The sequence below is a fragment of the Streptomyces sp. NL15-2K genome, assembly GCF_030551255.1.
In the GTDB taxonomy this organism is placed as follows: domain Bacteria; phylum Actinomycetota; class Actinomycetes; order Streptomycetales; family Streptomycetaceae; genus Streptomyces.
Genome location: NZ_CP130630.1, coordinates 10,696,885 through 10,709,083, shown reverse-complemented (window position 1 = coordinate 10,709,083; position 12,199 = coordinate 10,696,885). Strand labels below are relative to the sequence as shown.

Sequence of the window (12,199 nt, the reverse complement as noted above, 5' to 3'; positions counted from 1 at the left end):
GCCGCGTTCAGGGCCGCGTTCAGGGCCGCGTGACGAGGGGTTCCACCGGGTTGCGGAGCTCCTCGGCCGCGTCGGCGACCCGCCGGATGAGGTCGAAGAAGACGGTCTGCTCCTCGGCGGAGAGGGGGGCCAGGAAGACCTGGTTCATCCGGGCCGTGCGCACGGTCAGCTTGCGGTGGGTGCGCAGCCCCTCGTCGGTGAGGCGCAGCAGGAAGCGGCGGCCGTCCTGCGGGTCGCGCACCTTGTCGAGCAGTCCGCGCCGGCCGAGTCGGCTGATCACCTCGGCGATGGTGGACCGGTCGAGCCCCACCCGCTCCCCCACCGTGCGCTGGTCGAGTCCGGGTTCGGCGACGAGCGCGTTGAGGACCGCGAACTGCGGCGAGGTGATCTCCTCGGAGACCATGGTGTTCCACAGCAGGTAGTGCGCCTGCTGGAGCCGCCGGGCCAGGTGCCCGGGGTGGGTGGAGAGGTCCACCGCGGCCATACGCGCTCCCGAGGTCGTATTCGTTGGTGTACTGAACATTACCGGGTGGTGGCCGACCTGTCTGCGGGTCACACATGGCACTGACCTCCGCTTTGTCGGAGGTCTTGACGCCTCGGTCCGCCAGTGGCAGCGTGAGGAACACTTCGCTTAATACTCAGTGCCCTGACTAACTACTCCTCGCCGAGACCATCAGGACCCACAGGAACCCCTATGACTCTCACCCAACGCGACATCGACCTCGAGATCGCGGCCGAGCACGCCGCGTACGAGAAGCGCGTCGCCGACGGCGCGCCCGTCGAGCACCATCCGCGCCGCGGCTACGCCCCTTACCGCTCCTCGGTGCTGCGCCACCCGAAACAGCCGCCGATCACCATCGATGTCACCAAGGACCCGGAGCTGGTGGAGCTGTCCTCGCCCGCCTTCGGGGAGCGGGACATCACCGAGACCGACAACGACCTCACCCGGCAGCACCACGGCGAGCCGATCGGCGAGCGCATCACCGTCTCCGGCCGGCTGCTGGACCGGGACGGGCGGCCGGTCCGCGGCCAGCTGGTGGAGATCTGGCAGACGAACTCGGCCGGCCGCTACGCCCACCAGCGCGAGCAGCACGACGCCCCGCTGGACCCGAACTTCACCGGCGTCGGCCGCACGATCACGGACACCGACGGCCTCTACCGCTTCACCACGGTCCAGCCGGGCCCGTACCCGTGGCGCAACCACGTCAACGCCTGGCGGCCGGCCCACATCCACTTCTCGCTGTTCGGTACGGCGTTCACGCAGCGGCTCGTGACACAGATGTACTTCCCGAACGACCCGCTGTTCGACTACGACCCGATCCTGCAGTCCGTGACGGACGACGCCGCCCGGCAACGCCTGGTCGCCACCTACGACCACAGCCTGTCCGTGCCCGAGTTCTCGCTCGGCTACCACTGGGACATCGTGCTGGACGGCCCGAACGCCACCTGGATCGAGGAAGGTCGCTGACCGCCATGACGAAGATCGACACGAGCAGCCCGGAGAGCGTGCTGCCCACGCCCTCGCACACGGTGGGCCCCTTCTACGGGTACGCCCTGCCCTTCCCCGGCGGCGGTGACATCGCGCCCGTCGGCCACCCGGACACCATCACCGTCCAGGGATACGTGTACGACGGCGAGGGCAAGCCGCTGCCGGACGCCTTCGTGGAGCTGTGGGGGCCGGACCCGGACGGCAACCTGCCGACGGTCGACGGCTCGATGCGCCGCGACCCGGCGAGCGGCGGCTTCCTCGGCCGCAACGGCGTGGAGTTCACCGGCTGGGGACGCATCCAGACGGATGTCAACGGGCACTGGTACGCGCGGACGCTGCGGCCCGGCGCTCGCGGGCGGAACGCCCCCTACCTCAGCGTCTGCGTCTTCGCGCGCGGTCTGCTGGTGCACCTGTTCACCCGGATCTACCTGCCCGGCGACGAGGCCGCCCTCACGGCGGACCCGCTGCTGTCCCAGCTGGACGAGGAGCGACGCGGCACGCTGATCGCGGCGGACGGGGCCAACGGAACGTACCGTTTCGACATCCGCCTTCAGGGCGAAGGCGAGACGGTCTTCCTGGAGTTCCAGTGACTTCTGCCGATGCGGACACCGGCCTGCTCGCCCCCGGGTGGGCAGGCTCCCCCGCCGCGTTCGCGACGAGCGACAGCGCCTTCCTCCGGGCGCTGCTCGACGCGGAGGCCGCGCTGACCCGCGCCCAGGCCGCCCTGGGGCTCGCCCCGGAGGAGGCCGCGAGGGCGGTGACCGAGGCGGCCCGCGCGGACCGCTACGACGTGCGCTCCCTCGCCGAGCGCGCCCGCGCCGGCGGGAACCCGGTCATCCCGCTGGTGGCGGACCTGACGCAGGCGGTCGGCGAGGAGTACGGCCCGTACGTCCACCGGGGTGCCACCAGCCAGGACATCATGGACACGGCGATGATGCTGGTCGCGGAGCGCGCCCTGGACCCGGTCCTCGACGACCTCGGCCGCACCGAGCGGGCGCTGGCCCGGACGGCCGCCGAACACCGGGACACCGCGATGCCGGGCAGGACGCTGACCCAGCACGCCGTACCGACGACCTTCGGGCTGAAGGCGGCCGGCTGGCGGTCGCTGGTGCTCGACGCACGGGACCGCGCCACAGCCGTACGGGACGGCCTGCCCGCCCAACTCGGCGGCGCGGCTGGGACGTTGGCCGCCTTCTCCGCGTACGGCGCCGAGGACGCGACCGCACTCCCGGCCGCGTACGCGCGTGAACTCGGGCTCCGGGAACCACTGTTGCCCTGGCACACGCTCCGCACCCCCATCGCCGACCTCGCCGGGTGCCTGGCCCTCACCGCCGGGGCGCTCGGCAAGATCGCCGCGGACGTGCTCACGCTGTCCCGCACCGAGATCGCCGAGGTGGCGGAAGGCAGCGGCGGCGGTTCCTCGGCCATGCCGCACAAGGCCAACCCAGTACGGTCCACACTCATCGCGGCCGCCGCCCGGCGCGCCCCGCAGCTCGCGGCCACGTTGTACGGCTCGCTGGCGGCCGAGGACGAGCGGCCGGCCGGGGCCTGGCACGCCGAGTGGGAGCCGCTGCGGGACCTGCTCCGGCTGGTCGGCGGTGCCGCCCGGGACGCCGTCGAGCTGACCGAGGGGCTGCTGGTCCACGCGGACACCATGCGCGAACACCTCGCTCTCACCCACGGATTGGTCGTCTCCGAGCGGCTGTCCGCCGAGCTCGCCCCCGTGCTGGGGCGGGCCCGCGCCAAGGCACTGCTCACCGGCCTCGCCCGGCGGACGTACGGCGAGGGGCGGAGCCTGCGCGAACTCCTCGGCGAGGAGCCGGAGTTGAAAGACATCGACCTCGACGAGCTCACCGACCCCGCCCGTTACACCGGCTCCGCCGGAACCCTCACCGACCGTGCTCTGGAGCGACGTTGACCGAGAACCTCCTCAACCACCGCGCCGAGGGGCCCACCACCTCTCCCCCGCTGATACTCGGGCCCTCGCTGGGCACGTCGTACGCCCTGTGGGACAAGATCGCACCCGAGCTGTCCATCGGACACCGGGTGATCCGCTGGGACCTTCCCGGACACGGCGGCTCCGCCGCCGATCTCGTCCGCCCCGGCGCCACCGTCGGCGATCTGGCGGATCTGGTGCTGGCGCTCGCCGACTCGCTCGGCCTGGAGCGGTTCGCGTACGCCGGGGTGTCGCTGGGCGGTGCGGTGGGCCTGCATCTGGCCGTGCACCATCCGGAGCGGGTGTCGTCGCTGGCGGTGATCTGCTCCTCGGCCCACTTCAACGGCTCGAAGCCGTGGCAGGAGCGGGCCGAGCGCGTGCGACGCGACGGCTTGGACTGGCTGGTGGAGAATGCCGACGCCCGCTGGTTCACGCCCGGTTTCACCGTGCCCGAACTGGTCCGGGACCACCGGGAGGCCGACCCCGAGGCGTACGCCGCCTGCTGTGACGCGCTGGCCGCCTTCGACCTGCGGGACCGGCTGGACGAGATCTCCCTGCCCACGCTGCTGATCGCCGGCCGCGAGGACCCGGCGACCCCGCCGGCTCATCTGCGGGAGATCGCGGACGCGGTGCCGGGCGCGGCGCTCGTCGAGCTGCCGGGCGCCTCGCACCTGGCGCCCGCGCAGTGTCCCGAGGCCGTCCTCACCGCGCTGCGGGCGCACCTCGGCGGACCTGCCCCGCGCGGCATGGAGGTGCGGCGCGAGGTGCTGGGCGACGCGCACGTGGACCGGGCGCAGGCCCGGCAGACGCCCTTCACCGCGCGCTTCCAGGACTTCATCTCGCGCTATGCGTGGGGCGAGATCTGGACCGACCCGACGCTCACCCGCCGCGAGCGCAGCATGATCACCCTGACGGCGCTGGTCGCGCACGGCCACTACGACGAGCTGGCCATCCATGTGCGGGCCGCCCGGCGCAACGGGCTCACGCCCGAGGAGATCGGTGCGGTGCTGCTCCAGACGGCCGTGTACTGCGGGGTGCCGGCGGCGAACTCGGCGTTCGCGGCGGCCCAGCGGGTGCTGGCCGAAGAAGAAGGGTGACCCTGCTGGTCGTAGCTTCGACAGCATCTCGCACATGGCTTCACCACGTGCCTACGGTGGAGGCATGTCGACCCTTCTGATCACCGGTGCCACCTCAGGTCTCGGCCGGTACATCGCCTTCGAACTCGTCCGCTCCGGTCATGTCGTCCTCGCGCACGGGCGCGACCGGGGCCGCACCGAGCGGCTCGTCGAGGAGCTGCGCACCGAGGGCGATGCGCACGGCTTCGTCGCCGACCTGGCCTCACTGACCGAGGTGCGGGAGCTGGGGGCGCGGGTCGCGGAAGAGCGTCCCGAGCTCGACGTACTGATCAACAACGCGGGGGTGGGCTTCGGTACGCCCGGCTCCGGACGCGAGCTGAGCGCCGACGGACACGAACTGCGGCTGGCGGTCAACTACTTGGCGCCGGTCGCCCTGACCCGCACCCTGCTGCCCGTGCTGCGCGCCAACACGCCCGCGCGGATCGTCAACGTCGGCTCGGCCGGCCAGGAGCCCTTCGATTTCGACGACCCCGAGTTCACCCGCGGCTACAGCGGCGTCGACGCGTACCGCCGCAGCAAGTTCGCCCTCGCGGCCCATACGTTCGCCCTCGCCGAGGAGCTGGAGGGCACCGGCGTCTCGGTGAACGTGCTGCACCCGGCGACCTTCATGGACACGGGGATGGTCCGGGAGGGCGGGGTCAGCCCCTGGAGCACGGTCGCCGACGGCGCTCCGGGCGTGCTGGCGCTGGCCACCGAGGACCTGGGCAGCGGCCGCTACTTCGACGGCACGCGTCCGGCGCGGGCGCACGAGGGCACGTACGATCCCGAGGTCCGAAAGCGGCTGGCGGCGGTGACGGACCAGCTGCTGGGGATCTGAGACCTGCCGAAGACCCGCGAAGCACGCGAAGCACGCCAAGCCCGGATCCGCCCTATCCCAGCCCGCGCCCCGACTCCAGGACCGCCACCGCCTGCGCCGCCAGCCCGTCCGCCCCGCAGGACCGTGCGAGCGCCAGGCCCCGGTTCAGTTCGGTCACCGAGCGGGAGAGGATGCCGTACTCGACGCGGGCCGCCGCGTGTTCGTACTGGCAGGGCGATGCCTCCAGGTAGGTGACCGCCTGGGCGGCCAGCCGCACCGCGCGCTGCCCGGTCTCCAAGGCCGCGGCGCAGCGCAGGGCCTCGCCGATGGCCGTGTCGGTGCCGAAGCGTTCGGCGTGCCGGCGGACGTCGGTGGCGAGCCGGGCGGCGCGTCCCGGGTCCTGAGTGGCGAGGGCGCGGGCGAGGTCGACGGCCCAGGGGACCAGCACCGGGTTGTGGTGGCCGCGGACGGCGGCGGCCTTCTCGGCGGCCTCCAGTTCGTTGATGCCGTCCTTGGTGCGGCCGACGGCGAGCAGGAGGCGGCCGCGCACGGAGCGCGGGTCCGGCAGCACTATGGTGGAGGGGTACGGCGGGGCGAAGCCGTACTGTTCGGCGATCGCCCAGGCCTCGTCGAGGTGACCGCGGGCGAGCAGCGTGTCGACGAGGTTGCAGGTCGCCGACCAGTACAGGGGCAGGCCGCGGCCGACGCGCTCGGCCAGGCGCAGCGACTCGCGCAGGGACGTCTCCGCCTCCCTCAGCCGGCCGCGCCTGCGGTGGCCGAGACCGAGGTAGGCGTGGGCCAGGGCGAGGTGGCCGCCGCTCCAGCCGGCACTCTCGTAGGCGCGCAGGGCCTCGGTGTAGAGGCTTTCCGCGCGGTCGAGGCGGTCGGTGTAGGCGTAGGAGGCGGCCAGCATCATGAGGAGTTCGACTCCCCACTCGCTGTCGGTCCAGCCGAGTCCGGGTGCGAGCCGGCCGTTGACGAGGGCGCGGTCGCACAGCTCGACGACCTCCTCGGCGTTCTCGCCGTGGGTCATGGCGTCGAAGCCGCGCAGGATGAGCAGGGCACGCTCGGAGTTGTCCCGGCCGGTGCAGGTGCGGGCGAGTTCGGCGAGCCGCTGAGAGCGTCCCGGGGAGGTCGCCTCGCCCGCGTGGACGCCCTCCCACATGTACTGCACGGCCTGCAGCCGCATGCGGGTGGGACCGGCCTCGTGCCGGGCGGCCTCCGCCTCGACGGTGCGGACGGCCTCCTCCAGTTGGTCGTTGTGCAGGAGAGCCTGGGAGAGGCGTATGACGGCCTCGACGCGTTCGGCGCCGTCGAGGCCCGGCGTGGCGAGCGCGGTCCGCAGGTGGTCGATGGTCGTGGCGGGCGCGGTCAGCAGGGTGGCGCAGCCGAGTTCGTAGAGCACGCGCGCGTGGACCTCGGGCGCCGGGGGTTCCCGCAGGGCGCGTTCGAGGCAGCGGCGGGCCGCGTCGGGGGCGCCGACGGCGAGGTGTTCGCGGGCGGCCTCGCGCAGTTGCTCCACGAGTTCCTCGTCGTCGTCCGGGTGGACCTGGAGGAGGTGGCGGGAGGCGGCCGCGGCGCCGAGCCCGGAGTCGGTGACGACCTGGGCGGCGATGCCGTGCATCGCGGTGCACAGCGCGGGCGGGATGGAGTCGTAGACGGCGGTGGCGATCAGCGGGTGCACGAATTCCAGGTCACTGCCGTCCGACCGGGTGTTCGCGGGGTCGGGTGCGGTAAGGATGCGGGCGCTGCGCAGCAGTTCGGCGCAGCGCACGGCGTCCTCGCGCTTCAGGGTGGCGAGCTTGGCCACCAGGTCCACGGAGATGCCGGCGCCGAGGATCGCGGCCGCCCAGGCGAACCGGGTGGCGTCGACGCCGAGTTCCTCCAGGCGGGCGACGAGGCCGCCGCCGCGGGCCGAGCGGTTCAGGGCGCGCAGTTCGCCGGCCGCGCTCTCGCTCGGGTCCAGTTCGCTGTCCCGCACCTTGGCGAGGAGCTCGACGGTCTCGTACGGGTTGCCGGCGGTGACGGCCCACACCTCGCGGCAGAACGGGGCGTCGGCGTGCTCGCCCAGGGTGGCGCGGGTGAGCCCGGCGGTCCCGTCCGGGGTCAGGGCGCTGAGGGTGGTGGCGGGGTTGCCCGCGGCGGCGGCGACCGCGTCGAGGAGCCGGGCGCTCTCGCCGGACACCTCGCCGGGTCGGCGGGCCACCACGACCAGCACGGACATTTCGTCGAGGCGTTCGGCGAGCGCGGCGAGCCAGCGCAGGGTCTCCTGGTCGGCCCAGTGGGCGTCGTCGATGAGCAGCACGAGGGGCCAGTCGCGCCGGGCCAGCCGGCGTACGGCGGCCACCAGACCGTCGGTGACGCCCTGCGGGTCGGCCTGCCGCTCACCGGGTTCGGCGATACCGAGGGCGGGGCCGGCGATGTCGTACCAGTCGCCGAGGTACTCGCGGGCTTCCTCGGGCAGCAGCGACAGGAGGGCGGGTTGCAGCAGTTGTCGTACGACGTTGAAGGGGACGGACCTGAGGGTCTGGCCGCCGCGGGCCGACCACACCATGCAGCCGCGCTGTTCGGCGATGCGGCGGGTCTCGGCCAGCAGGGCGGTCTTGCCGAAGCCCGCCTCGCCGCGGATCATCAGCAGGCCGCCGGTGGAGGAATCGTCCGCGCACAGGGTGTCGACCGCCCGTGCGACGGCGGCGACTTCCTCGTCGCGCTCCCACAGCGAGGCCGAGGCGGCCGCCGTGGGCCGTGCCTCCGTCATCCCGCTACCTCCCCAAGTCGCCCGAATGACGTACAGACCTTGAGCGTAGCCGTCCGGCTGCCGATGCGGAGGCCGGTCCGAGTACCTGTTGCCATGGCGGGTGACGTGCGGTACGGGAGGGCGACGCGTCCGGACGGTGGCCGACGCGGTGCGCGGGCGGCTCGTACGGGAATGAGCCGAACTCGTACGGTCCGCACGCACGGAATGAGCCGATCCGCGTCTCTCTCATCCGACTTTCAGCGAGGCCTCATACGGTGGGGCCATGACGCAGGTGACTCCTCCCGGGTGGTATCCCGATCCGGGCCAGACAAGTGACGCTCCTCCCACCGAGCGCTGGTGGGACGGCAAGGCATGGACGGACCAGACCCGCCCCGCGGTACCGGCCGCCGCATGGGGTCCGCCGGCGCAGTCGCCGGCCGGCGGGGTGCACCCGCCGCATCCCGGCTATCCGGGGTACCCCGTGCAGCCGCCGGCCGGCTCGCGGCGCGGTCTGCGCACGGGCATCGCCGTGGGCGTGGCGGTCGTGGTGCTCGCGTGCATCGGCGTGGGTGTGTACGCGCTCTCCGGCGACGACGGCGGGAGCGACAGCACCGCCAACTCCCAGCAGAGTCCGGACGGACAGGGCGGCCCCTTCGACGGCGGCCCCGGGGGCCCGGGCGGCCAGTCGCCGTCGCCGAACCAGTCCGAGCCGCCGAAGATCGAGAGCGGCTCGGTGACCGACGTGGTCGACGGGATCAGCCTCCCCATCCCGGACGGCTGGTACGGCCAGCAGATGTCGGTCGGCGCGCAGGTGTCGTCGAACGACTCCTACGACTGCCCCGGCGACACCTCCAAGACGTGCACGAAGGGCGGCGCGTACTCGGCCCCCGCCCTGGTGCACCGCACCGAGGGCAGCACGGCCCAGGAGGTGGCGAAGGCCGACATCGCGGCCAACGCCGAGGAGTCCTACGGCGGCAAGAGCTACGGCGGGATCACGTCCCACGACGTACTGGCGTCCAAGGCGGTGACCGTGGCCGGACAGAAGGGGTACATGGTCCGCTGGAAGGCGGTCACGAGCAAGGGATCCGACGGCTACGTCCAGTCACTCGCCTTCCCCTCCCCCGCGAACCCCCAGCAGATGGTCGTGGTCCGCCTCGGCGTCGACGTCGCGGAGACACAGTCCGTCCTCGACGACATCACCAAGGGCATCAAGGTGTCGACCGGCGGCGGCAACGGACAGGGCGTCTGACGTCCGCCCCCTCCGCCCCGGGACAGCACACTGGTCGGCCGGGTGGGGCGCCTCTTCGCTCAAGAGGAACCCCACCCGGCCGGGGGGTGCGCGCCGCCCCCGTCCCCACGGTGCGGCGCGAGCAGATCGCCGTCCGGTCATCCCGTGGACGGCGACCTGAGTCTCAGGTCAGGCCGAGCGACGGCAGCACCGCGGCCTCCACGAAGCAGACCAGGTAGTCCGGGTCGGCGTACTCCCCGTCCACGACGGGCCGGGCGCGTACGACGCCGAACATCTGCGCCGGGACGTACTCCAGCGCCGGGTGGTCGGCGGCGACCTCACCGCGCTCGACCCCGCGCCGCAGGATCTCCCGCAGCGCGGCGATCTCCGGGTCGACGAGCGTCTCGCGCAGCGCCCGCGCGAGGTCCTCGTCCTGGGTCAGGGCATGGCCGAGGGCCTGCAGCAGCTTGGTGTCCGTCGTCGACCACCGGCCCACGGCCCGCGCGGCCTCCCGCAGATCCCCGGCGAGGGATCCGGTGTCGATACCGACGAGGCGCGACCGCCGGCGGGAGCGCAGGGCGGCCACCACGAACTGCGGCTTGGTCTTCCACTGCCGGTAGAGGGTGGACTTGCTGCACCGCGTGCTGGCGGCGACCCCCTCCATGGTGACGGCCTCGTATCCGCATTCGCGGACTTGTTCGAGCACGGCGTCGAGGAACTCCTGCTCACGCTCCGGCGTGATCTTGGAGCGGCGGGATCCGGCGACCGTCTCCGGTCCGTCCGCGGCCTGCGACGTCATCGGCTCTCTTCTCCCCACTCGTCCTCACTCGTGTCCCGCACCCGAAGGCCCGTCTTTATTCCCAGTGTGCCGACATTCCAGTGTGTCGTACGTCTATCGATACGCCACTGTACCGAAACAAATCCGTTTCGGTACAGTGGCGTATCGGAACGCCTTCGTATCGATGAAAGTCGGCCGTCGGCGTTCCGATGAGCCCGACGTGCTCGGCGAGTCAGAACCTCGGCCGACACCACCACACGCACCACCGTCACCGAAGGGGCCGGGGGATGAATGCCCGCACCGAGCCTGCCGCAGCGACGCCGGGCGCCACGGCCCGGCCGCCGCTCGTCCGTGAACTCCTGCTCGTCGCAGGGCTCTTCCTCGTCTACAAGTTCGGCCGGCAGCTGGCGACGGGCCACACCGCCGAGGCCCTCCGCAACGGGCACCGCGTGTGGGACCTGGAACGGGCCGTCGACCTGCCCGGCGAAGGCTCGGTGCAATCCCTGCTGCTGCACGGCGACACGCTGGCGCACGTCGCGAACACCTACTACGCGACCGTCCACTTCCCGGCGACCGCGGCCTTCCTGATCTGGCTCTACCTGCGGCGCCCGGCGCACTACGTGTGGGCCCGCCGGGTGCTCGCCGCGCTCACCGCCGCCGCTTTGGTGCTGCACCTGCTGTTCCCGCTCGCCCCGCCGCGGATGCTCGCCGCGACCGGCCTGGTGGACACCGCGCGGGTGTACGGCCCGTCCGTGTACGGCCCGCCGCAGACGGACCAGTTGTCGAACCAGTTCGCCGCCATGCCCTCGCTGCACTTCGGCTGGGCGCTGATGCTGGCGATCGGCCTGATCGTCGCCACCCGGTCCCGCGCGCGCTGGCTGTGGCTGCTGCATCCGCTGCTGACCCTGCTGGTGATCGTCGGAACGGCGAACCACTTCTGGCTCGACGCGATCGCGGCCGGCGCCCTGCTCGGCCTCGCGCTCGCGGTGATCCACCTGCCGCACCGGACGGCGACCACGGCGGGACAGGTGCGGGAGAAGTTCGTACCGGCCACACCGGCTGAAGAAAACGTCCTGGTCGGAGCAGGCCGATGAACGCAACCCTCCTCGCCGTCGTCCTGTCCCTCTTCTCCGCCGTCGCCTACGCGGCCGCGGCCGTCGCCCAGGAACGCCTGGCCTCCCGCAACCCCGGCTCGGGGCTGGGGCGGCTGCTGGGCTCGGGCGCCTGGTGGTGGTCGGTCGTGCTCAACGCGTCGGCCGCGCTGCTGCACGTCGTCGCCCTCAAGTACGGCCCGCTGACCGTGGTCCAGCCGCTGGGCGCGCTCACGCTGGGCGCCGCGGTGCCCCTCGGGGCGCGGGTCGCGGGGCGGCGGGTCAGCGCGGTGGAGTGGCGGGGCACCGCGTTCACGCTGGTCGGTCTGGCCGCGATCCTCGTCACGGCGTCCGGGCCCGCGCCCGAGGACGTGCTGAGTACGTCCGAGGCGCTGACGGTGGCGGCGGTCACGGCCACGCTGATCGGCGTGCTGGCGCGGCCGGGCGCCCGGCCGGGGCTGAGGCACGCCTCCGCGTCCGGCTTCGCCTCCGGTGTCGCCTCGGCGCTCACCCAGACCGTGACGGTGGCCGCGACGGACCGCACGGGCCCGCTGCTCAGCGTGCAGGTGATCGGGGTGGCGCTGCTCGTCGCGGCCTTCGCGACGGGCGGGCTGCTGCTGTCGCAGACGGCCTACCGCGGCGGCCTCGGCGCCCCGCTCGCCGTGGTGACCCTGGCGAACCCGATGGCCGCCGCGGTGATCGGGCTGGCCCTGCTGGGCGAGCGGCTCCAGGGCGGAGCGGTCGGCGTGCTGCTGGCCCTGGCGGGAGCGGGGCTCGCGGCCTGGGGCGTCGTCCTGCTGAGCCGCACGGCACCCCACGTCGACGAGGTGGACGACGTCGACGACCACCCCGTGGCCGCCGTACTGGCGCTGGAGCCGGGATCGGCGACGGCCGAACCGGCGTTGGTGTCCCGGCAGGCCGCGTCGGGACACGAACCGGCGTCGGTGCCCCGGCAGACTGCGCCGGGACACCTCACGCCCCTGTGAGGACAGCGGGTCACGCCACTTT

At 73.0% G+C, this 12,199-nt stretch carries 11 protein-coding genes; 8 read left to right on the top strand and 3 right to left on the bottom strand.

What is annotated here, in order from left to right:
* Positions 1-19 precede the first annotated feature (19 nt).
* Positions 20-484: a MarR family transcriptional regulator gene (locus tag Q4V64_RS46785; RefSeq protein WP_124437629.1), complete on the bottom strand. Its 465-nt coding sequence runs from the start codon at positions 482-484 to the stop codon at positions 20-22.
* A gap of 210 nt (positions 485-694) precedes the next feature.
* Here Q4V64_RS46785 and pcaH point away from each other — a divergent pair, with 210 nt between their 5' ends.
* The 5 genes from pcaH to Q4V64_RS46755 all read left to right on the top strand — a co-directional run bounded on the left by pcaH (position 695) and on the right by Q4V64_RS46755 (position 5,378).
* Complete coding sequence (pcaH, locus tag Q4V64_RS46780; RefSeq protein ID WP_124437630.1) at positions 695-1,468, top strand: protocatechuate 3,4-dioxygenase subunit beta; 774 nt, start codon at positions 695-697, stop codon at positions 1,466-1,468.
* 5 nt (positions 1,469-1,473) lie between these two features.
* Positions 1,474-2,079, top strand: coding sequence for a protocatechuate 3,4-dioxygenase subunit alpha (gene pcaG / locus Q4V64_RS46775; RefSeq protein WP_124437631.1), 606 nt, complete (start codon positions 1,474-1,476; stop codon positions 2,077-2,079).
* Positions 2,076-3,407 carry a 3-carboxy-cis,cis-muconate cycloisomerase gene (pcaB, locus tag Q4V64_RS46770; RefSeq protein WP_124437632.1) on the top strand — a complete coding sequence of 444 codons (1,332 nt, stop codon included), beginning with the start codon at positions 2,076-2,078 and terminating at the stop codon, positions 3,405-3,407. Before pcaG ends, pcaB begins: the two co-directional genes overlap by 4 nt.
* Positions 3,404-4,522: a 3-oxoadipate enol-lactonase gene (gene pcaD / locus Q4V64_RS46765; protein WP_124437633.1), complete on the top strand. Its 1,119-nt coding sequence runs from the start codon at positions 3,404-3,406 to the stop codon at positions 4,520-4,522. The genes pcaB and pcaD overlap by 4 nt, the downstream gene beginning before the upstream one ends.
* A 64-nt stretch (positions 4,523-4,586) precedes the next feature.
* Complete coding sequence (locus Q4V64_RS46755) at positions 4,587-5,378, top strand: SDR family NAD(P)-dependent oxidoreductase (RefSeq protein ID WP_124437634.1); 792 nt, start codon at positions 4,587-4,589, stop codon at positions 5,376-5,378.
* 52 nt (positions 5,379-5,430) lie between these two features.
* Here Q4V64_RS46755 and Q4V64_RS46750 read toward each other — a convergent pair whose 3' ends face one another.
* Positions 5,431-8,115: an AAA family ATPase gene (locus Q4V64_RS46750; RefSeq protein ID WP_124437635.1), complete on the bottom strand. Its 2,685-nt coding sequence runs from the start codon at positions 8,113-8,115 to the stop codon at positions 5,431-5,433.
* Between the two features lie 262 nt (positions 8,116-8,377).
* Between Q4V64_RS46750 and Q4V64_RS46745 the strand changes: the two genes are divergently transcribed.
* Complete coding sequence (locus Q4V64_RS46745) at positions 8,378-9,343, top strand: DUF2510 domain-containing protein (protein ID WP_124437636.1); 966 nt, start codon at positions 8,378-8,380, stop codon at positions 9,341-9,343.
* Between the two features lie 163 nt (positions 9,344-9,506).
* Here Q4V64_RS46745 and Q4V64_RS46740 read toward each other — a convergent pair whose 3' ends face one another.
* A complete protein-coding gene (locus tag Q4V64_RS46740; RefSeq protein WP_124437637.1) occupies positions 9,507-10,121 on the bottom strand; it encodes a TetR/AcrR family transcriptional regulator in 615 nt (204 codons plus the stop codon).
* 266 nt (positions 10,122-10,387) lie between these two features.
* Between Q4V64_RS46740 and Q4V64_RS46735 the strand changes: the two genes are divergently transcribed.
* Together Q4V64_RS46735 and Q4V64_RS46730 are read left to right on the top strand one after the other, a co-directional pair.
* Positions 10,388-11,194, top strand: coding sequence for a phosphatase PAP2 family protein (locus tag Q4V64_RS46735; RefSeq protein WP_124437638.1), 807 nt, complete (start codon positions 10,388-10,390; stop codon positions 11,192-11,194).
* The gene (locus Q4V64_RS46730) at positions 11,191-12,177 is read left to right on the top strand and encodes a hypothetical protein (RefSeq protein ID WP_124437639.1); all 987 of its coding nucleotides are present in this window, start codon (positions 11,191-11,193) and stop codon (positions 12,175-12,177) included. The genes Q4V64_RS46735 and Q4V64_RS46730 overlap by 4 nt, the downstream gene beginning before the upstream one ends.
* The last annotated feature ends 22 nt before the right edge of the window (positions 12,178-12,199 follow it).